The organism is Mobiluncus holmesii ATCC 35242, from assembly GCF_000185445.1.
GTDB classification, from domain to species: domain Bacteria; phylum Actinomycetota; class Actinomycetes; order Actinomycetales; family Actinomycetaceae; genus Mobiluncus; species Mobiluncus curtisii.
Genome location: NZ_GL622346.1, coordinates 1571933 through 1592056, shown reverse-complemented (window position 1 = coordinate 1592056; position 20124 = coordinate 1571933). Strand labels below are relative to the sequence as shown.

General features: G+C 59.5%; 17 protein-coding genes. 12 read left to right on the top strand and 5 right to left on the bottom strand.

Features of this window, described 5'->3' with window-relative positions; all coding sequences use genetic code 11:
• The first annotated feature begins 71 nt into the window (after positions 1-71).
• Positions 72-515, top strand: coding sequence for a sterol carrier family protein (locus tag HMPREF0576_RS06805; RefSeq protein ID WP_004011266.1), 444 nt, complete (start codon positions 72-74; stop codon positions 513-515).
• 49 nt (positions 516-564) lie between these two features.
• Here HMPREF0576_RS06805 and HMPREF0576_RS06800 read toward each other — a convergent pair whose 3' ends face one another.
• A complete protein-coding gene (locus tag HMPREF0576_RS06800; RefSeq protein ID WP_004011265.1) occupies positions 565-1470 on the bottom strand; it encodes a flagellin family protein in 906 nt (301 codons plus the stop codon).
• 505 nt (positions 1471-1975) lie between these two features.
• Between HMPREF0576_RS06800 and HMPREF0576_RS06795 the strand changes: the two genes are divergently transcribed.
• The 9 genes from HMPREF0576_RS06795 (at position 1976) to purM (ending at position 11970) form a co-directional block, all read left to right on the top strand.
• Positions 1976-2536: a CDGSH iron-sulfur domain-containing protein gene (locus HMPREF0576_RS06795; protein WP_262360605.1), complete on the top strand. Its 561-nt coding sequence runs from the start codon at positions 1976-1978 to the stop codon at positions 2534-2536.
• A gap of 735 nt (positions 2537-3271) precedes the next feature.
• Positions 3272-3457 (top strand): hypothetical protein, encoded by a 186-nt coding sequence (locus HMPREF0576_RS09455; protein ID WP_036324903.1) that lies wholly within the window; start codon positions 3272-3274, stop codon positions 3455-3457.
• A complete protein-coding gene (locus tag HMPREF0576_RS06785) occupies positions 3454-3870 on the top strand; it encodes a hypothetical protein (RefSeq protein ID WP_004007529.1) in 417 nt (138 codons plus the stop codon). The genes HMPREF0576_RS09455 and HMPREF0576_RS06785 overlap by 4 nt, the downstream gene beginning before the upstream one ends.
• 243 nt (positions 3871-4113) lie before the next feature.
• Positions 4114-5325 (top strand): flagellin N-terminal helical domain-containing protein, encoded by a 1212-nt coding sequence (locus HMPREF0576_RS06780; protein WP_245527367.1) that lies wholly within the window; start codon positions 4114-4116, stop codon positions 5323-5325.
• A gap of 235 nt (positions 5326-5560) precedes the next feature.
• Positions 5561-6514: a flagellin N-terminal helical domain-containing protein gene (locus tag HMPREF0576_RS06775; protein WP_013189023.1), complete on the top strand. Its 954-nt coding sequence runs from the start codon at positions 5561-5563 to the stop codon at positions 6512-6514.
• 516 nt (positions 6515-7030) lie between these two features.
• Complete coding sequence (locus tag HMPREF0576_RS06770) at positions 7031-8686, top strand: ABC transporter substrate-binding protein (RefSeq protein ID WP_004011261.1); 1656 nt, start codon at positions 7031-7033, stop codon at positions 8684-8686.
• 100 nt (positions 8687-8786) lie between these two features.
• The gene (locus tag HMPREF0576_RS06765) at positions 8787-9008 is read left to right on the top strand and encodes a DUF3073 domain-containing protein (RefSeq protein ID WP_004007525.1); all 222 of its coding nucleotides are present in this window, start codon (positions 8787-8789) and stop codon (positions 9006-9008) included.
• A complete protein-coding gene (gene purF, locus HMPREF0576_RS06760; protein WP_004011260.1) occupies positions 9005-10678 on the top strand; it encodes an amidophosphoribosyltransferase in 1674 nt (557 codons plus the stop codon). The genes HMPREF0576_RS06765 and purF overlap by 4 nt, the downstream gene beginning before the upstream one ends.
• Before the next feature lie 5 nt (positions 10679-10683).
• Positions 10684-11970, top strand: a complete 1287-nt coding sequence (gene purM, locus HMPREF0576_RS06755; RefSeq protein ID WP_004011259.1) for a phosphoribosylformylglycinamidine cyclo-ligase — start codon at positions 10684-10686, stop codon at positions 11968-11970.
• A 103-nt stretch (positions 11971-12073) separates the two neighbouring features.
• On the opposite strand, the gene HMPREF0576_RS06750 is transcribed toward purM, so the two are convergent.
• Genes HMPREF0576_RS06750 through HMPREF0576_RS06735 form a run of 4 tightly spaced genes read right to left on the bottom strand, consistent with a single transcriptional unit; the run spans position 12074 to position 18175 of the window.
• A complete protein-coding gene (locus HMPREF0576_RS06750; protein ID WP_004011258.1) occupies positions 12074-12373 on the bottom strand; it encodes a DUF3618 domain-containing protein in 300 nt (99 codons plus the stop codon).
• Positions 12370-12789 (bottom strand): phage holin family protein, encoded by a 420-nt coding sequence (locus HMPREF0576_RS06745; protein WP_004007521.1) that lies wholly within the window; start codon positions 12787-12789, stop codon positions 12370-12372. Before HMPREF0576_RS06745 ends, HMPREF0576_RS06750 begins: the two co-directional genes overlap by 4 nt.
• 59 nt (positions 12790-12848) lie before the next feature.
• Complete coding sequence (locus HMPREF0576_RS06740) at positions 12849-15422, bottom strand: ABC transporter permease (protein WP_004011257.1); 2574 nt, start codon at positions 15420-15422, stop codon at positions 12849-12851.
• 5 nt (positions 15423-15427) lie between these two features.
• Positions 15428-18175: an ABC transporter ATP-binding protein gene (locus HMPREF0576_RS06735; protein ID WP_245527366.1), complete on the bottom strand. Its 2748-nt coding sequence runs from the start codon at positions 18173-18175 to the stop codon at positions 15428-15430.
• Between the two features lie 255 nt (positions 18176-18430).
• Here HMPREF0576_RS06735 and HMPREF0576_RS06730 point away from each other — a divergent pair, with 255 nt between their 5' ends.
• Positions 18431-19354 (top strand): EamA family transporter, encoded by a 924-nt coding sequence (locus HMPREF0576_RS06730; RefSeq protein WP_004011255.1) that lies wholly within the window; start codon positions 18431-18433, stop codon positions 19352-19354.
• Between the two features lie 9 nt (positions 19355-19363).
• Positions 19364-20110 (top strand): YggS family pyridoxal phosphate-dependent enzyme, encoded by a 747-nt coding sequence (locus HMPREF0576_RS06725; RefSeq protein ID WP_004011254.1) that lies wholly within the window; start codon positions 19364-19366, stop codon positions 20108-20110.
• Positions 20111-20124: the final 14 nt, after the last annotated feature.

Here is a 20124-nt window from a genome sequence, read left to right as displayed (position 1 = left end):
CTCCCGGTCACCAAGCTGTTTAATCAATGATAGCATCCTGAAAGCAACCTGGGAATAGGGAGTTTATTGTCGTGGCAAAAAAGATTTCTTCCGCAGCCGGTCGCGCTGCCGTTTCTGCTTGTGTTTCCGCTGTCTGCCCAGCTCATGGCGGTGGAGTGGGGGATTCTCCGGCGCCCGTCTCGTTCACTGAATTGACAGGACATTTGCCGGATTTTACCAGGGAAATCCCGCGTGACACGGTGGCGACCGCGGTGCGTTTCACCCTGCAGCGGTTGGAAGCCGCAGCGCCGGGTCAGGCGGTGGAGGTGCGGGTGCCGCCTTTTGGCGCGGTCCAGATTTTGCCGGGGACGACGCATCGGCGCGGGACGCCGCCGGCGGTGATTGAGATGTCTCCGGAAGTGTGGTTGGCGTTGGCAGTCGGGGGTCTGACCTGGTCGACAGCCGTTTCGCGAGGATTCGTGGCAGCTTCGGGGAATCGTGCGGATTTGGGGGCGTTGTTACCGCTGCAAATCTAAATCGCCGGGAGAGACGGGAGACTCAACGGGTGTCTCCGGGGTGAGCTCGTTAGGACAGCAACCGCAGGGCGGAAGAAATCGCCGTGTTTGCTTGGGCAGTAAAGGCGGCAGAGCCGGATTGTGACAGCTGCGACATCGTGTTTGCGACCAAACCTTGAGCCAGGGCGGGGGTGCCTCCGATAGCGGCGCTCAACAGTTTGGAGCTGGCAGACATCGCGTTTACCGTCGAGGCGGTCGCTTCGCTCAAACCGGTGCGGACCTGGGCGACGGCACCCTGGGCAATGTTGAGGCTCTGCACGACTGCCGGGGTGTCGTTGCGGTGCGATGTTGCCAACAGGTCGGCGAAGCCTTGGAGTCCTAAGCCTTCGGTGTTAAAGCTTTTGCCGTTGGGCAGGGTGGCATCGACGGTGACGCGGGCGGAATCGCCGACGGTGAAAGTGGCGCGGAATCGACCGTCCAGGGTCTTGTGCCCCGCGAAAGATTCGTGGTCGACCAGGCTATCCAGTCGCTTTGCCAGCAGCCCGAAAGCTTCGGTCAGTTCGGCGCGCCGGGTGCGAGTCAGGGATTGATTGGACAGCTCCGAGACGATGGCTTTCATGCCGGTCAGGACTTGGTCGGTCTTTCCCAGGGAATCGTTGACCACGTTGGCAGTGGTGACGGCAGCTTGGGCAGTTTGGGATTTATAGTTTTCGATTGAGACTTCCGCGCGAGTGCTGGAAGTGGGAGAGACGCGGACTTCGTCGCCGAAACCGTCCACCGTGGCATGATGGCTCCCTGCCGGGGTGGTTGCGGGCGCGACCGGGGCGGTCCGAGATGCTCCGCGCAGGGCGTTCAAACCTGCGCTCAGCCCGGAGGGTCCGTGGTTCGCGGTGGCGAGCTCTTTGGAGGTCGTGGCATTGTTCCACGGCGCGCCTAAGGCGTTCGCCTGGTAATTGCCCAAACCATTCAACTGCATCTATGTCTCCATTATCGATTTATTCAGCTGTGTCAGCCTCGTCGACTTACACCTGACATATTCGGCAGTCTGTGCTGCCACTTTAGAAATAATACGGGGCATTTCTGCAGGAAATCCCTATTTCAGGTAATTGTCAGGACAATTAATCTCGGCGTGTCGCCTTGACCTCGACCGATGCGGTTTTATAAGACTAAAGGTTACCGCCTGGTAAGGTACGCGATTGCGGCAAATTCCGGGGGAACTCGGGTTTAATTCAGTCTTTTTTCAGGCTTCCCCAGTGCCGCGCGGCAGTCATTGCGAGTACAGTTCTGTACAGATTCTATAAACTTTATTGACCTTTTCATGGTCAAGTTTCAGCGAGGAGTTTGCGATGTCTCAGTCAGCAAAGGGAATGGGAATCAAAGTCAGCGCGGGCGGGCCCTACCTGGTGACCGGCGGGGTACCGCTGCGAGAAGCGCGGATTCATCCCGATGGGTCGGGCTACACCTAGGATCCGGGTCGCGCCCTGCCCCAGAGCGAAACTTACGCCCTGTGCCGCTGCGGATTGTCGCATGACAAGCCGTTTTGTGACGGTTCGCATCATCAGGTGGACTTTGCGGGTACGGAAACGGCCAATCACCAGCCTTATACCGAACGTATCGACATTGCGGAAGGTCCCCAGTTGCGGATGGGCGACGATGGGCGCTGCGCTTACGCCCGGTTTTGTCACGGACCCGCCGGGGATGCGTGGACGCAGGTCGCCACGGCGCAAACTCCGGCCGAGGTGGCGGCGGCCACCAAGGTCATTGACGAATGCCCGGCGGGCCGTTTGACGCGCCTGGATCCACAGGGTGCCGTGCAGGAACCGGATTTGGAGCCGTTGGTGGTCGTCGCCCAAGACCCTCAAAATGAGTGTTCTGCCGGAATCTATGTTCAGGGCGGGATTCCGCTGACGGACGCGAACGGTGAAACCTACCCGGTGCAAAATCGCTATGTGCTCTGCCGGTGTGCGGGCACCAAGAACACCCCGTTTTGTGATGCTAGCCACGTGAATTTCGGCTTCGATGACGGGCATATCAATGGCTGACGCGAGCGGGTGAATCGTGGGTTGGCGGGTCTGAAACGTACTGCTTGTTGTCGGGCCTGCTGATAGGTCGACCGCGGCGAACAGACAGAGCCCGACATCACGGCTGGTGAACGTCCCTGGTTCGCCGGCTGGAGCAAGCTTTGGATTACACTCGCCCTGCGTCGTTCTCCCCTTGGTTGCGTTCTCGGGTTGGTGCTGGTTTTTAGGTTCCCGCACACAACAGAAACACATGATTAACTCAACTGATGTTTCTGTGCTTCCTTGGGGAGTATTTCTCTTTGCAATCTATCTCATGTCCGATGCACCCAGATTTCACTGTGTTCACTGCGATTGTTCTGGGTTCGAGCGCATGCCCCAGCAAACTTTTCCATCCCCCCACACGGCAAGAGGTATGGATGATATCTTTGTATCTATTCTTTCGGAGCAAATGCTCAAGTCCATTGTTTCCGTTTTACTAACGCGCTTGTTGGACGGCGCTGCGAACCCGTCTGTAGTGCGGGGTGTCCCTTGTTTGCCGGCATGGGTAGCGCGCGACTTTGCTAGCGATATGGCACCGGTTTTTCGACGAATTTGCGCACTTAGTCGCGGCACTTGCAGATTTCTTACGTTGGGGCTGCTTGGTCTCGGCGGGGGTGATTTGTCCTTTTCCCTTGTGTATATTGGCCTCAGGTGGCAATCAGATGCTATGAGTAAATAACCCTTGAATTAATCGTTCAAGTACCCTAGTATTAATCCATGAAACGCCGCGACTTGCTGAAACGCCTTGCCGATATCGCAAGCCGCAAAGGCGAATCGCTGGAACTCGAAGAAGGCGGCAACCACACCAAAGTCCGCATAGGGCAATGGTCCGAGCCAATCCCGCGCCACCGCGAAATCCAGGAACACCTTGCTAAGGGCATTATCAGGAGGGCAAGCCGATGACCGCAAAAACCCCAAAAACCTCGAAAACCCAGAAGATGACCAACGTCACCGCCCATGCTATCCGTGAAAACGGCTGGTGGGTGGCCGACTTCACTTGCGATGGCAAGGAATACGGCACACAGGCGAAGCGCCTGGATCAGCTGGTGGACATGGTCAAGGACGCTTCAGCCCTGATGACCGGCCGCCCGGAAGACACTTTCGATGTCCACATCGTTGTCGACATGGCTGAATACATTAGCGAAGTTGAAAAATATAAAGAGGCTGCCGCGCAAGCCCGCGATGCCGAGGCGAAAGTTGCCGCCGCTTCGCGTTCCGCGGTCGCAAAACTGAAAAAGGCCAACCTCGGCGTGCGCGACATAGCCACTTTGATGGGGGTCAGCCCTCAGCGCGTGTCCCAACTTGCCCATGCCTAAGGCGTGTTCTCCTGTTCAATAGGCCTTTTGGGTGCATTCCCCGGGCGGACGGCATTTGTCCTGTCATTTGCACAATTGAAATGGGACTGTTCACATTTCGCCCGCCGCGCTTTACACTAAATTTATGGTGCAATTTCGGGCAAGCCGAAATCTGTCCCGCGCGAGGGCAAGGAATGTTCCTCGGTGATGGGTTGACACCCTGTGTCTGACCCCTCTGAACTGGCCCCAAGGATGGTGGGAGCGATGACCACGTTAACTGTGGATGGATACTCCGTCGCTATGTCAGCAGGCATGTCCGCGGCGGGTTTTTCTGCACCCGGCTCCGATGACTGTACCGAGCCTTTCTCGGATGATGACACCGAGATGCCCTCGTTTGGCACCTCGCGCTGTGCTGAGGGGTCCCGGTCGCTGCGTAAGACTTCTGGGTTGGGGGATGCTGCCGAGGATGCGGGGGACCCTGCCGCCGATGCTGTTCCCGATTCCGGGGCTGCGCGTTCTGACACGCCGGGGACCCGTCTCGCTGCTGTAAAATCCGGGGCTTTTTCACGCTACGCGGTGTTGACCCCGTTGGGGGGTGCGCCGCGGTCCCGTGAGGCACGTGGAGGCGCTCCGCGCAGCATCACCACCAACATTATGGCTTTGAATGCTTACCGGCATAACGCCAGCGCGGTGCAGCTCTTGCACCAGTCCCTGCAGCGCCTGTCCTCGGGTAAACGCATTAACTCGGCTGCCGATGATTCTTCCAGTCTGGCGTTGGTGCAGGGGTTGAGGACGCAAGTGTTGGGTAACCGCCAGGCGATTAAGAACGCGCAAGATGGAATTTCCCTGACTCAGACGGCAGACGGCGTGTTGGATGCTGTCCACGATATGCTCCAGCGGATGCGTCAGCTGGCAGTGAAAGGCGCCAACGATACGTATTCACTGCGTGCCAGGGTCCAGATTGGTGCCGAGATGGACGCTATCCGCGTGGAAATCGGGCGGATTGGTCAGGCTACCGAAGCGATGGGACGTCGGATTCTGGGCGGGAAATATGTGGAGCCAGCCGATGCGTTGCGTTTCCAGGTGGGGGCGAATGCCTCCGATGTGGAGGTCATCGCGATTACCTTTGTGGATGTGACTGATATTGCCAAAAATCAGATTGGTCACATTCCCCAGGACGCTGACCATGCCGCATTCCAGCGTTCCCTCGAAAACATTGATGATCAGATTCAAGTCATCTCCGGGGCGCGTGCCGCGCTCGGCGCAGTGCAAAATCGCTTTGCCCACACGATTAATCACTTGAATGTCACGGTAGAGAACCTCTGCGCTGCCCAAAGCCGGATGCAGGATGTAGACATGGCAGCGGAGTCAATGAACTACATGCGGGGGCTGATTTTGAACCAGTCTTCCCGCGCGGTGTTATCTCAGGCACTGTCGGCTCCCCGCGGGGTCCTGCGGCTGCTGAGCGTGGCGTAGCCCGAAATCCGGGTGTTTCCGACCCGGTTTGCCCCTTCCCGGTCGATGCAGGGTGCTGGTGGATAGGGAATTTTCCTGGCGTGGGCTGGAAAATGCCGTAAAATTAAATCTCGGAAACATTTTTCCTAAAGTTTCTTGTCTGCTATCCGATTGAATGGTTTGTCGGACAGGAAGTCTGACGCAAGGCTACCAGGACGGTAAATTGCCGACTGGTCTAATCAGGAGGATTTTAAAAATGGCTTTGTCTATTAATCAGAACATCATGGCTATGAACAGCTACCGTAACTTGTCCTTGACCCAGTCCAATCTGGGCAAATCCCTGGAAAAGTTGTCGTCTGGTTTCCGGATTAACCGGGCTGCCGATGACTCGTCCGGTTTGGCGATTTCTGAGGGCTTGCGCTCCCAGGTCCGTGGTAACAAGCAGGCTGTTAAGAACGCTCAGGATGGTATCTCCGTGGTCCAGACCGCTGAGGGTGCCCTGAATGAGGTTCATGACATGCTGCAGCGTATGCGTGAGCTGGCTGTGAAAGGTGCTAACGATACTAACGATTCTAAGGCTCGTGCTTTCATCGAGCAGGAAATGGGTCAGCTTAAGATGGAGCTGGTTCGTGTGGGAGCTTCCACGAACTTTGATGGTCGCAAGCTGCTGTGGAATGGTGCCAAGGTTGATAAGGACACAGTGGTAACTGGTTCAGACTTTGCGATTGCAGAAACAGCAGGTAAAGATCAAGCCGAATGGTGGGGTAAGTCTAAAGGTGTATTGGCCTTCCAGGTCGGTGCTAACGGTGATGCTCAGGTTGACGACATTTCTGTTCAGTTGGAGGACTTGGTTACCACTACCTTGAAGTCTCTCGATACCAAGTACTCGGTTAAGGGCACAGAGGCTGATATCGCCATCAAAGACCACAAGGGTTATATGGCAGAGATTGGCAAGATTGATACTGCCATTCACGCCGTGTCCAAGCTGCGTTCTGACTTCGGCTCGGTCCAGAACCGTTTCGAGCACACCATCAACAACCTGAATGTGGCTGTAGAGAACCTGTCTGCTTCTGAGGCTCGTATCCGTGACACGGATATGGCTTCTGAGATGATGCAGTTCACTCGTGGTCAGATTCTGCAGCAAGCTGGTACTTCCATGCTGGCGCAAGCCAACCAGGTTCCCCAGACCGTGCTGTCCCTGCTCCGCTAAGCGGACTGACAGACCGGCTGGCTGTAGCCCGGCTCTAGCTTATCGGGACCCCCGCTCTCGCGGGGGTCCCCCCCGTTTAATCCCCCGCTAACCCACGCCTATCCCTAAGGGTTACCATGCCTTGCCCCGCCACCCCCCATCCCGCAGCCTGCCCCCCTTTGTCGCACCGCCGCGCGACCTTTCTGGAATGGGACTCGTTAATCCTATTAATTCGGCTCGGTGTGCCATATATGGAACACCGAGCGTTTAAATAGGTTTCATTCCCGGTTATCCCCGGAATTTCGGGGCAGTTGCGCGAGTGACCGATTTCAACCCGGAATCTGGGTTATTGGTGCCTTCTGGTTGAATAAAACCGCAGGTAGGTGCGATTTGCTCCGGGGGGATTTGGCTCTGGGCGCAGTGAAATCGGTCGTTCGTGCCACACCGGTCCAGCCCGGGCGCATATCGCACCCCCGCGCCGGCGGGGCAAATCGGTAAGATAAAAACGTACGTAACGAAACCGCTCAGGGAGGCCCGGTGCAAATCAAGCAAACACTGACCGCGAGGGGCGCACTGGCGGCACTGGTGGTCATTGTTGCCACCGGACTGGCAGCGTGTTCCAGCCCCGCGACCTCGACCAACACCCTGTTGAAACCAGGGACACCCACCGACACCTTAATCAACGTGGCAGCCATCGAACCGGAGCGATCCCTGATTCCCGCAGATTCCTCGTATTCCTCCGGAGCTACCTTTACCCCCCTGCTGTTTTCCGGACTGTCCTACCTGAACCCGGACGGAACCATTGCAAACGAACTGGCTACCGCGGTGGTGCCCAACCCGGACTGTACCGAATACGACATTCAAATCCGCTCCGGCGAAGTATTCTCCGACGGCACCAAGCTGAAATCTGACAACTTCATCCAGGCCTGGAACGATGCCGCCAAAGCCTCCAACCGGCGTCTGAAAGCGGGGCTGTTTGCGCCCATCGAAGGCTTTTCTGACACCGCAAACCAAAACTTGACCGGCCTGCAGCGCCTGAGCGACACCCACTTTAAGGTCTATCTGACCCAGCCGACCTGCGATTTTCCGATGCGGTTGACCGACCCGGCATTTGTGCCACTGCCCGATTCCGCATTCGACTCGGCGGGTAACGTAACCTCGGGCTTTGGCGAAAACCCCTATGGCTACGGACCATACATGCTGGCGCGGGAGGGCGCTTGGGAACACGGCATTCAGCTAACCCTGGTGCCCAACACCCGCTATCACGGACCCCGCCAAGCCCAGAATGCCGGACTGACTTTCAAGTTCTATCATGACCCGGACCAAGCCTACGAAGACCTGACCCGTGGCGCTTTAGACATTGATGAAACCCTGCCAGACCGGGCGAAAGACAGCTTCACCGAACAGCTCGGGAAACGTACCCTCGCCGTGTCCTCGGCGCACGTGAAGTTCCTGGCAATCCCCTCTAGCGGGCACTTCGCACTGGGCACCGAGGAAGGCAGGCTGCGTCGCGCTGCCATATCCCAAGCCATCAACCGCGACGACATCGTGAAACGGTTCTTTAACGGCACCAGGGAAGTTGCCACCGATTTCGTGACCCCCACAATTGCGGGTCACACCACGAAGCTGCCGGGCAACGAAGTGCTGACCTATCAGCCAGACACTGCCCGGAGCTTGTGGGAGCGCGCCAACCAAATTTCACCCTGGACCGACGGGGACACCTTTACCATCGCTCGTCCCGATAACGGATTGAATACCTGGATTGATGCCGCTTTGAGCTCTATCGGCGAGACGTTGGGGATTCGCACCGCGGGCGAGTCCTACCTCGATCAGCGAGCCATAGATTTGGCAGTGACCCGCCACGATATAGATGCAGCTTTCCTGGTGGATTGGCAGTCGCCCTATCCGGGGATGCATTCCTACCTGCAGCCGTGCTTCGCCACCGACGGGTATGCCAACAATATCGGGTATTCCGCCCCGGATTTCGACGCAGTTTTGAATCAGGCACGCGGGGTGAGCGATGACGCGGCAGCTAACCGTGAGTACCAGCGTGCCGAGGAAATACTGCTGCGTGACTTGCCGGTATTGCCGCTGTGGCACGCGAAATCCCTGATTGGGTGGTCCGCGAAGATTGCGGATGTAGTGCCGAATTGGCGGGGGAGCGTGCAGTATTGGAAAGTCAGCGCGAACTAAGCTGAGGCGCTCTCGAAACGAGCTAAACAAGTGGCATAATCTTAGGTCAGGGGATAAACTAAAAGCTGACCAATCGTGACTTCAAGGAGGGACTCGGGCAATGGGCCGTGGCCGCCAGAAAGCTAAGCAGCAAAAGGTCGCACGCCGACTGAAATATGAGACTCCAGAAATGGATCTCGAGGCGTTGCAGCGGGAACTATCAGGTAAGTCCGGTGAGGATACGTGGGACGATGACCCCTACGCCAAATATGCTGAGCCTGATTACGATAAGTGGGCTGACTACGCTGAAGATGACCCGGATGACGGCGGGGACGCCGCGTGAAGCCGGGGTCGCCCATCTTCGGTAATGTGGCAATGACCTCTCCCGCCGATTCCCCTCGACACGACTCTGACGATAAACCGCACGATGAGTGCGGTGTTTTTGGTGTCTGGGCGCCGGGCGAGGAAGTCGCGCGTCTGACCTATTTCGGCATCTACGCCCTGCAGCATCGCGGTCAGGAATCCGCCGGTATCGCCGCTTCAGACGGATCCAAAATCTTGGTTTACAAGGACATGGGATTAGTCTCTCAGGTGTTCAAAGACCGGGATTTAGCTTCCCTGCAAGGTCACCTCGCCTTAGGGCACGTTCGCTATTCGACTGCCGGGATGTCCTCTTGGCACAATGCCCAGCCCACGCTGGGACCCACCGCTTTCGGGACCCTCGCGATGGCACACAACGGGAACCTGGTGAACACGCGCAGCCTGCTGGAAGAACTGCTGCCCACAGACGGGAAACCTGCCGACGGGAAACCTGCTGCCGGAACCCCCGCAACAGAGACCCCAACCGCCCGCCCCGACCTGGTGAACCCTGCCGGCAGCCCTGCTGCCTGCCGTAAACCCGAGGACGCAGCTGCCCAAACCGTCGCCGACGTGAAAGAGCAAAAAGCACACGGTTTGCAGGATTCCTCGTCAGACACCATGCTGTTGATGAAGATTATTGACGCCGTGTCTGCCCGCGCCGTGTCGATAGGCGGCGAACCGCCGTTGCTGAGCGTCATGCGGGAAATCCTGCCGAAGCTGGACGGCGCGTATTCCCTGGCGTTTATGGACGAAACCACGCTGTACGCGGCGCGCGATCCGCAGGGGATACGACCCCTGGTGCTGGGACGGCTCGCTAACGGTTGGGTAGTCGCCTCCGAAACTGCCGCGCTGGACATCGTTGGCGCGACTTTCGTGCGCGAAATCGCGCCCGGCGAGCTGATTGCTATCAATGAAAACGGGGTGCATTCTGAGAACTTTGCCCCGGCGCGACCCGCGGGGTGCGTGTTTGAATACGTGTATCTGGCGCGTCCAGACACCACGATTGCGCAGCGTTCCATCGCTGCCGCGCGCCGGTCGATGGGAGCTGCCCTGGCTCGGGAACATCCGGTTGAGGCGGACCTGGTCATGGCGACACCGGATTCCGGAACGCCGGCTGCCATCGGCTACGCCGAGGAATCTGGCATTCCCTTTGGGCAAGGTCTGGTGAAAAACGCCTACGTGGGGCGAACTTTCATCCAGCCAACCCAAGCCATGCGCCAGATGGGCATCCGTCTGAAACTCAACCCCCTGCGCTCCGTCATTGAAGGCAAGCGCCTAATCGTGGTGGACGATTCCATCGTCCGGGGCAACACACAGCGGGCCGTCATCCAGATGTTGCGCGCTGCGGGAGCCGCTGAGGTACACGTGCGCATTTCCAGCCCGCCGGTCATGTGGCCCTGCTATTACGGGATTGATTTCGCCACTCGCGCCGAGCTCATCGCCACCGGTATGGATATTTCCGAAATTTGCCGTTCCATCGGGGCAGATACCCTGGGCTACCTGTCTTATGAGTCCATGGTTGCCGCCACGGATCAGCCCGACAATGAGCTGTGTACAGCTTGCTTTTCCGGGCGATACCCCACACATTTGGCGGACCTGGAAACCGCGGGGGCGCTCCCGCGGGGATTGAGCTACTGTGGGGGAAAGGACTGACCGGCATGAATTTCGAGGTTAACTCTGGCGCTACCGATGCGATTACCGGAGGGACGACAGGCAATAATCCGCGTGAAAATGGCACTGCTAATCTGACCAACCCGGTAAACGCTTATGCCCGCGCCGGCGTGGACACCCAGGCCGGTGACCGCGCGGTGGAACTGATGAAGACCGCAGTGCAAGCCACCCAGGGGCCGGAAGTTTTGGGCGGTACCGGCGGGTTCGCGGGACTCTATGATGCCTCGGCAGCGGGGATGACCACCATGCGTCGCCCCCTGTTGGCGACGTCTACCGACGGGGTCGGCACCAAGATTGAGCTGGCGAAAGCGATGCGGATTTATGACACTATCGGTCAAGACCTGGTGGGAATGGTCGTCGATGACCTCACCCCGGCAGGGGTGCGACCCCTGTTCATGACCGATTACATCGCCTGTGGTCGGGTGGTCCCCCAGATGATTGCGGGTGTGGTCGAGGGCATCGCCCGCGCTTGCCAGGCGGTAGATTGCGCGCTGGTGGCAGGCGAGACTGCCGAGCATCCGGGAGTGCTGGGCGTGGCGGATTTCGATGTCGCCGGGGCTGCCACCGGTGTGGTGGACGCGCCCCGACTGTTGGGACCCCAGCGCGTTTGTGCAGGTGACATGGTAGTGGGGTTTGGTGCCAGTGGTCTGCATTCCAATGGGTATTCCCTGGTGCGCCGAATTGTGGCAGACGCGGGCGTGGCTTGGGAGTCCTCGATTCCCCAGTCTTACGGGGTGGTGGCGCCCCACGGTTCGCCGTTTGCTGATGGCGCTGATTATTCCCTGGGGCACGCCTGTCTGGAACCGACCCGGTTGTATTCCCGGTTGTGTTTGGACCTGGAAAATTCTGGCTGGCTGGCTGCCCGCCAAGCCGGAGATTTCGTTGGGGAACTGGACGGAAACCGGGTACACGCGTTCGCCCACGTGACCGGGGGTGGTTTGGCCGCGAATCTGTGCCGGGTCATTCCTGCCGGGCTGCACGCCGTGGTGGATCGTTCAACTTGGCAGGTGCCGGGGATTTTCCGCTACCTGATGGATTTGGGTGGAGTGGACGTGACCAGTGCCGAGGACACCTGGAACCTCGGCGTGGGCATGGTGGCGCTGGTACATCCTGATTTTGTGCCCGCCACTGTGCAAGCAACGCAGCGCGCCGGTATGGAAGCCTTTGTCATGGGAACCGTCAGCGACGGCATTCCCGCAGGTGAGCGCCTGATTTCGGGGACCAAAGGGGTCTCTGGTGGCACCGTGGTATTGCGCGGTGAATACCAGTATTAGCCCCGGTAACCAGGCGTGGCGTGAATATAAGGTGGAATATGGGCAGTAGCTGCCATTATTGACAGCTACTGCCTAAATACCACCACTTACAGACAAAAAGCAGTTACCTCTGGGGGTGGCGCAGTTTAGCCAAGAGCAGCACGCCCGCCACAACACCTGCCACGACGCCCAGCTTCTTTTGTGATGCTGCGTCGCCATCCAGGGCGTCAGTAAAGGTGGCTTTGGCTCGCTGCGCAAAATCCTGAGCTTTCGCCTGGGCTTCCCTGACCTGATTAGCGGGATGAAGCCGATCGACCAACTGGTCTACGGTCTGACCCATTTCAGAGCGGGTAGTTTCAATCTGACGCTCGATTTCCTCAGGGCTACCGTTAAATTCTTTTTTCTCCGCAATGTTTTCGCTCATTTTTCCGCTCCTAAATCCGGTCGCTTGAGAGCAGCCTTCAACGTCTCTACGTCCCGCTTCACGTGCTTTTGAGGTTCCGGGATAGTTGCCTTGGCGCGTTTCGCTGCGGATAGCCCAGCCAGAACCAAAATCAGCGTCAATACCAGCAATACTGCCGCGTTAATCAACGCTCCCCACAGCAGCGAACCGGTCAACATCGTAAACCCAAAGAACATTGCTTTCAGCAAATACCCCAGCATAAATAACCCAAATATGCCCGCACCTGCCAGCATCCCTGCTGCCAGACCGAACCGGGACCCGGCGGCTTTTGCCTGAGCCTTCATCAACGCGACCTCAGCCCTGAATAGGTCAGAAATCTGGGTGGAAAATCGCGCAAACAGTGCCCCCAGCGATAATTTTGGTTCTTCTATAGCCATCCCGGCCTCCTCGTCGACATCACTTCAGACCTAGTTTACTATTTCCCCAAAATTTGCGTTCAGGAAGCCAAAGTCGCCATGAGAGCCGGGGCCCGTAAAGTCTTGCGAGCGGGTAGTGAAGCTGCCAAAACTGCCAACGCGACAGCCAGCGCCACGAAACCAAGCTGACCTAGCGCCGGGATACCCCACGCGCCCATCCCCAAGTCGCGCAGCAGCCAACGCCACAGCAACCCGATGACTACGCCGGAAATCCATCCCAGCCCCGCGCCCAGCAGCGCCAAGAAAAATGCCTCCCACCGCAGCGAGGCCCGTACCTCCCGCGGGGCCAACCCCAGCACTCGCAGCAGGGCAAAACTTTGCCGGCGTTCTATCATCGCCAGCGCCAAAGTGTTCACAATCCCCAAAATCGCGATGATGATTGATAGCCCGAGCAGCGCATACATCAACCACAGCACTTGCGTGGTGGTTTGGGACAGCGCGTGGGACAGCTCCACCGGGGTAAAGACCCGATAGACACAGAACGGATTGAGAGCTTGCTGGATGCGACCCTGAACCTGTCGGATTTCAGCCGCAGACGGGGTGTCGCGCGGGCTGTCCAGGTTCACAAAAATGTAGCGGTATGCCAGAGTTTCAGGACCAGCAGCCTGGCGCAGATACTCCGGATCGAGGAAAATCGCCGCGTCCAGCAGGGTGGAACGCACTATCCCGGCGACCTTGGTGGAATAAATCCCGCGAGGACCCGTCACCGTAATCGCGTTCCCGACTTTCCAACCCTCTCGAGCCGCGTCACGGGCATTCACCAGAGCTTGACCGTTCGCCAGACTCTCGACGTCACCTGCTTTGACCTGCAGTGAGATGAGGTTTTTGGCGTCATCCGCAGTGATGCCGGCAGTAACTAAGGACCGAGTGGAATCTCGGTCGAGCCGTACCAGCATCGGGGCGCTAAAGATACCGGCATCAGCGGAACGCACCCCGTCCACTTTCCGCAGTGCTCCGACCACCGGTGACACATTAGTGGAGGGCTGCAGCGAAGCTACGACCAGGTCGGATTGGACTTCCTGGACCACCCCTGATTGCAGGGATTGGCGGGCAGAATCCGCCAGAATTCCCCCGGTAGTGGCGATAGCAATGCCGATAACCAGGGCGGCTGCCCCCAAAGAGGTGCGACGCGGGTAGCGGCGCAGGTTGCGCAGGGCGAACTGCGCCGGTAGCCGGTTAAAACGACGAAATAGCGTGGCAAACACCCACAGGAACGGGCGCAACAGGACGGGGGTCAGCCACAGCACCCCGAACAGCCCCAACACCGAAGCTGCCACAGCCAGCGCTATCGCGCGCATCCCCACTCCTGACCGAGACGACTCCACCAGCGCCCCCGCGCCGAGACCGACCGCCACAACCAGGATTGTCAGTCCCAAAAGTGTGGCACCGCGCAGCCGACCCTCCGGGGCGGGTGCGCTCGCAGACAGAGCATCCAGCGGGGTCATCCGCCCGGCGCGCCAAGCCGGAAGCAAACCAGCCGCCACGGTAATCAGCACTCCCAGTGCCACAATCACCAGCGCCCGGACCAGCCCCAACGGCATACCGGGGGTGAACACCCACCCTTGTGCCACGAGCACCTGCCGGACTCCCAGCACCAGCGCCAGCCCCACTCCCGCGCCCAAAATGGAGCCGACCAGCCCAATCAGCAGGGCTTCGCCAGCCACCAACATCCGCAGCGCACGGGGACTATAGCCCAGGGTGCGCAGCATCCCGAGCATCCGATAGCGGGAAGTGACCAGAATCCCGAAAGTGTTTGTAATCAGGAAAGCGCCCGCCAGCAGCGCCAGCGCCACAAACGCTTGTGCCAGCAGATTCACCAAACCAATCGTGCGCGCCATCGCCGCGGACTGTTGAGCGCGCAGCGCGGCTCCCGTCAAAATGACAGCATCGGGACCGACAGCGTCTTGGACCCGCTGCTTGACATTGCTGGTGTCCGCGGCGGGGGCTACGTGAATGCCGATGAGTTTGACCTTGCCCTCGGGAGAGAACCAAGTCTTTGCGTCTTTGCCGTCCACGAAAGCCAAAGTGGTGGTGCCGAGCGGGGCTTTAAACTGGGCGAGCCCTACGACTTTCAGGCAATGGGTCGTCCCTGCCCAAATCAGGGTGGCAGTTTTGCCAGTTTGCAGTCCGGCGCGACGTGCCATGTGCAGTTCCAGCATGACTTCTTTCGGTCCGTGCGGCAGGCGTCCCGCCGCAACTTCCGGACCGGGCGGATAGGGGAAAGCGCCACGCACCAAGGTCGGGCTGAGCCCTACCGAGACGGGCTGTTTGTCTTGATTTAACAGGACCGCCTGGCCCTCGAACTGAGGCACCGCATGGGCGACCCCGTCGACGTCTTCGATAATCTGCACGAGTTCATCGCTGATGCTGCCTCGCGAGTTCAGGTCACCCGCAGGAGCATCCTTTACCGGAGGCGCCACTGCATAGAGATCCCCGTCGAGCGTCGCGGTCGCGGAGGACTGCGCCGCGTCTGTCATCAGGTCAGTTATCCCCAAAGTGGCGGTCAGGAACGTCACGCCCAGCACGACGGCGAACACGGTGGGAACGAAGCGGGAGCCGCGGCGGGTGATTTCGCGCCAAATGAGTTTCCACATGGCGTCTACCGACCCTTAGGAGGGTATCGCAAGGATTGGGGGCGCCAGTCGGGAGGGAAAGTCTCGGGAGTGTCCGTGCCGGGGGCAGTGGTTGTAGCCGCCTCCGGGGGGACTGGGGTCCCTGGCATCGCCGGGCTTGCTGGGGCGGGGGTGCGTCCCAGGTTGCGTAAATCATCCTGCAGAGCCGCCGACCGGGCTTCTGCCTGGGCTAGCATGGCGTCAGCGCGGGCGATGAGCAGTTCTTGATCGGGGGTCTTTCCGCGACTGGGCAAGCTTGGGTTCCCGCCGTGCGGGGTCGCCGAGTTCGCTGGGGTTGCTGGTGTCGCCGGAGCTGCCGGGGTTGCCGAGGGCGTGGCACTACGAGGGGCACGAGTCGCTGCCGAAGCGCGGGAGTCGCGCGGGGCGTCGGGTTCCTGCAGTGTCTCGGTGGCAGCGTTGATGGCTGCGCCCGAAGCTGCCAAGAGTTTTTCCGCCTGTTCAATCATGGCGAGCAGTTCGTTCTTGCCTTCGGCTTCTGCCAAGTGCGGGTCGACCGCAGGTCGGCGCGAGCGACGCGGTCCGTCATAAGTGCGGGACGCGGCGGGTTTTGAGCGTTCCGGCTGGGGAGCCGGGGTCGGTTGCGCCAGGGGAGCTGGGGTTGGCTCCGGTGAAGGGCGCGGTTCAGGCTGCAGCTCGGGTTGGTGCGCGAACGCGTCCGGGGCGCTGAGGGTGCTTTCCAGCTGGGAGACCCGTCGGGGGGTCGGGAAAGTCTGTGGCTGCGGCGCGGATGGTGCCGCGGTCGGGGCTTCTGCCGGGGGTGTTGCGGGGTATCGTGCTGAGAAACTGTCAGGCAACTCGGGGCGTTCCAGCTCAGGCTCGGCAGGGGGTGCCGGGACAGCTTCGGGGACAAACGCCTCGGAAAGAATCCGGGACGAAGCCGAACTGGGCACAAGTGTGGGAGGGTTGTCCACCCACGCGTTCGGGTCGTTTACCGCGAGGGGCGCGACCGGCGGTGCAGCTGGTGGCGTAACCGGAGGCTCGACCGGAGGTGCCAGCGGCGGGGTGACTGGAGCAGCGGGTGTGGTGGGCGCGGTGGGCAGAGTGGGAGCCACCGCATCTGGGGGAAGGCTGGGCGTTGGTGTGGGCGTTGGTGTGGGTGCGGGCTGCCTCGCACCAAAACTGCCCAATATCGGACGGCGCCGCCGGACAGACACCTCCACGTCAGCTTCACCGCTCGCTGTACGCGCGGGCTTGTCCATAAAATCAAACGAATTAAACCCAGTATCGCCAGAGCCTGAGTCTGTATCCGGGATGTTCGGACGCTCGGGACGTGCTGTTTCGTAATTGTCAGCTGCCGGGGTGGTGGAACCGCTGGCTACCAACTCGGCAGCCCCGGAAATCACGGAGTCAAAGTCGCTGAGTTCTTTGGCGTTAGCGGGGGAACCTGATGCGGAGTCCCTGGTGGTATCGGGATTAGCAAACCCGGATGCCAGTGGTTTACCCAGCAAATCGTTGGTGTCCTCCTGGGCGGCAGGGTGCGCTACGGACATGCTGGGCCACTTGAAATCACCCCGAGCCAGGGAATCTGCCAGTTCGTTCGGTTCGGGATTGGTCTCGGCAATGCCCAAGTTGGCAAAAGTGAGGGCGGTGTCGCGTTGGCGACTCGCGGGGGGTGCCACAGGTGCGAATGTCGGTTCTGGCGCCGACGCCGAAGTCGGTTCTGGAGCCGGTGTCGGGACGGTGTGCGCTGCCGGGATGGTGCTGGGCGAGTCCGGCACCGCCGGCGGGGTTGGTGCTGTAACGGGAGCCAATTTTGGCAAGCCTGTGGCGGTATCGGCAGGAAGTTCTGGCTGTTCAGAGTCTGTTTCGTCCTCAATCTTTGGCAAACTCATGACGGCGGTCAGGTCTTTTTCTAACGCTGCCGGATCGACGTCCCGCAAAGTCTGGGGTGCGCTGGGCTGTCCCGCGCGTTTCCGGGCTTTCCGCACTTCGCCGAGGTTTTGCTCGGCGGCGAGAATCGCCTCGCGAGTCGGGTTCGTCAGCTGGGCAACAATCTGACCGTCAAACAGGAACAGCACCCGGTCAGCATATTTAGCGGCATCGGGTTCATGGGTGACCATGATGACTGACTGTTGCCAGTCGCGCGCCGCTGCCCGCAGGAACGAAAGGACCTGTGCCGAAGACTCCGAATCGAGGTTCCCGGTCGGCTCATCAGCGAAAACGACCTCGGGAGTGACCAGCAAAGCGCGAGCACAAGCTACCTTTTGCTGTTGCCCCCCGCTCAGCTCGGCGGGAAACGCATCCAGCCGAGACTCCAAATCAAGCTCTTTTACCAGGGCTTTCATCCGGCGCCGATCCGGAGACTGGCGGCGCACCAACGCTGACAGCTCGATATTTTCCGCGACGGTCAGCGTGGGCACCAGGTTAAACGCCTGAAAGATAAACCCCATCGTGTCACGGCGAAACCGGGTCAGTTCCGCGGCATTCAGCCCCGACAAGTCACGACCGGCGACCGTCACCGTGCCAGATTGAAACGAATCCAACCCTGCCAAAATATGCAGCAAGGAGGATTTGCCGGAACCGGAAGGACCCATAATGGCAGTGAACTGGGCGCGGGGGAAATCCACATCCACCTGGTCTAAAGCCGTGACGGCGCGCTCTGTATCGGCATGACCATAAATTTTAGTCAGACCGCGAACGCTGATGAGAGAATCCGAGACCGGAGAAAGCGTGGTGGAAAACCTCGGTGATGCCGCAGGGATTTGATTGGCCAAGTTCGCCTCCTTTCTCTGCATTCTTTCACATTTGCCGCCAAGGTGCTGGTTTCCGCGCCCGAGAGAAGTGCAACTCGTTACAAAGGGTAGACTCGCTCGCGACCCGCTCAGCGAGCAACGGAGGGCAAAAGGACCTCGCGATCTGGACACAATTTTACAAAATGGTGTGAACTGGTAAAACATCCCACGCGGCGATGAAAAATGGCAGGAACAGAGTATCTTTACGGCTTTCCAAGTGCGGTCTAGAATGTCTAAATGCCTGGAAAATCCCGAAAACCCGTTCCTGCGCCCTTGATTTTCTTTACCGATGGTTTCATCCAATATGTCGGGGCTGGTTTTGCGGTAACGCTGTTTGCCCTGATGGAGCCCTTGACTGTGGCATGGCTGCGCACCGTGTTTGCAGCCGTGCTGATGTTAGCATGGCGTCGACCGTGGGGCGCACGAGCGCTCACCCCCCGTGGTTACCTGTGGTCCTGCCTGTTCGGGACCGCGCTGGTTTGTATGAACATGACTTTTTACGAGGCCGTATCCAGGCTTCCCTTGGGCACCACCGTTTCCGTGGAATTCCTGGGACCGGTCATTTTTGCAGCTATCGGCATCTCCGGCTGGATGGGCAAGCTCTCCGTCCTGCTGGCTTTTTCCGGAGTGGTCATGATTAGTGGACTGGGCTTGGACATGAGCAATCCGACCGAACGGGTGGGCTTGATTTGGGCGCTGGTCAACGGGGGGATGTGGGTGTCATACATGGCTTTGGGGCGCAAAGTAGCGGTTTTGGGGCGCGGGATTGATTCCCTGTCAGTAGCCCTGGCGTTTGGTTCGTGCCTGCAGCTGCCTCTGGCGTGGCCAGACATTCACATTGCGTTTAGTTCGTGGTCTGTATTCGGTCTGGCATTGCTGGTGAGTCTGTGTTCCTCCCTCGTGCCCTACTTCCTGGAAATGGTCGTGCTGTGTGACGTGTCCGCAGCTATTTTCGCGCTGCTCTCCGCGCTGCAGCCGGTGACGTCCCTGCTGGTGGGGCTGATTATGCTGCGGCAGGTTCCGAGTTGGCCAGAAGTCGGGGGTTTGATTTTGGTGTCGATAGCGGTGGCGATGACCTATCGGCGCGATCCTGTCGATCCCGTCACCTCTGCCGACCCTGTTGACCCTGCCACTCCCGTCCCGGTCGGGTCAACGGACTAAACTAGGCTTATGAGCGGATTCTCACAACGTTTGCAAGACCTCTCGCAACGAGTCGCCGCAGCTGCCGCGACCGCGGGGCGCGACAGCGAGTCGATTCGCATCCTACCGGTCAGCAAAACTCACCCGGTCGCGGACCTGCGTGAAGCTCTCGCCGCGGGAGTGAGTGAATTTGGGGAAAATAAACCCCAGGAACTAGCAACGAAAGCCGCGGAATTGGGCGCGAACCTGGACTTGTGCGCTGACAGGAACGAGGTCAGCCCCCGCTGGGTTCAGATCGGCAACCTGCAACGCAACAAAGCCAAACTCATCGTCGCTTATGGCGCGGAGCTGCAGTCCCTAGACTCGGCGAAACTGGCGCAAACCCTGAACCGTCTGCTTGACCAGGCAGGACGCACACTGGAAGTCATGATTGAGGTCAACACTTCCGGTGAGGACGCGAAACACGGGGTCGCCCCGGAGGAAACTCTGGAACTGGCGCGATTGGTGATTGATCAGCCGCGACTGCACCTCATCGGCTTGATGACGGTGGCAGCGCACATAGACCGGGTGGGAGAATGCGGTGTATTCGAGATGTTTTCCCAGCTGGCAGGGTTGCGAGAGGCGGTGCTAGGGCTGCCTGGTGGGGCGGATTGCCGGGAACTGTCGATGGGCATGAGCGGGGATTTCGAGCTGGCGATTGCGGCGGGCTCCACGTGCGTGCGGGTCGGGTCAGCCCTGTTCGGTCCGCGAGATTACGCGCAAAAGCCTGTCTCGTGACGGAACCCTGCAGA

Coding starts and splice junctions, on each gene's coding strand:
- HMPREF0576_RS09455 (WP_036324903.1), top strand. CDS start 3,272: ATGAAACGCCGCGACTTGCTGAAACGCCTTGCCGATATCGCAAGCCGC.
- HMPREF0576_RS06800 (WP_004011265.1), bottom strand. CDS start 1,470: ATGCAGTTGAATGGTTTGGGCAATTACCAGGCGAACGCCTTAGGCGCG.
- HMPREF0576_RS06780 (WP_245527367.1), top strand. CDS start 4,114: ATGACCACGTTAACTGTGGATGGATACTCCGTCGCTATGTCAGCAGGC.
- HMPREF0576_RS06730 (WP_004011255.1), top strand. CDS start 18,431: ATGCCTGGAAAATCCCGAAAACCCGTTCCTGCGCCCTTGATTTTCTTT.
- HMPREF0576_RS06765 (WP_004007525.1), top strand. CDS start 8,787: ATGGGCCGTGGCCGCCAGAAAGCTAAGCAGCAAAAGGTCGCACGCCGA.
- HMPREF0576_RS06740 (WP_004011257.1), bottom strand. CDS start 15,422: ATGTGGAAACTCATTTGGCGCGAAATCACCCGCCGCGGCTCCCGCTTC.
- purM (WP_004011259.1), top strand. CDS start 10,684: ATGAATTTCGAGGTTAACTCTGGCGCTACCGATGCGATTACCGGAGGG.
- HMPREF0576_RS06750 (WP_004011258.1), bottom strand. CDS start 12,373: ATGAGCGAAAACATTGCGGAGAAAAAAGAATTTAACGGTAGCCCTGAG.
- HMPREF0576_RS06785 (WP_004007529.1), top strand. CDS start 3,454: ATGACCGCAAAAACCCCAAAAACCTCGAAAACCCAGAAGATGACCAAC.
- HMPREF0576_RS06745 (WP_004007521.1), bottom strand. CDS start 12,789: ATGGCTATAGAAGAACCAAAATTATCGCTGGGGGCACTGTTTGCGCGA.
- HMPREF0576_RS06725 (WP_004011254.1), top strand. CDS start 19,364: ATGAGCGGATTCTCACAACGTTTGCAAGACCTCTCGCAACGAGTCGCC.
- HMPREF0576_RS06775 (WP_013189023.1), top strand. CDS start 5,561: ATGGCTTTGTCTATTAATCAGAACATCATGGCTATGAACAGCTACCGT.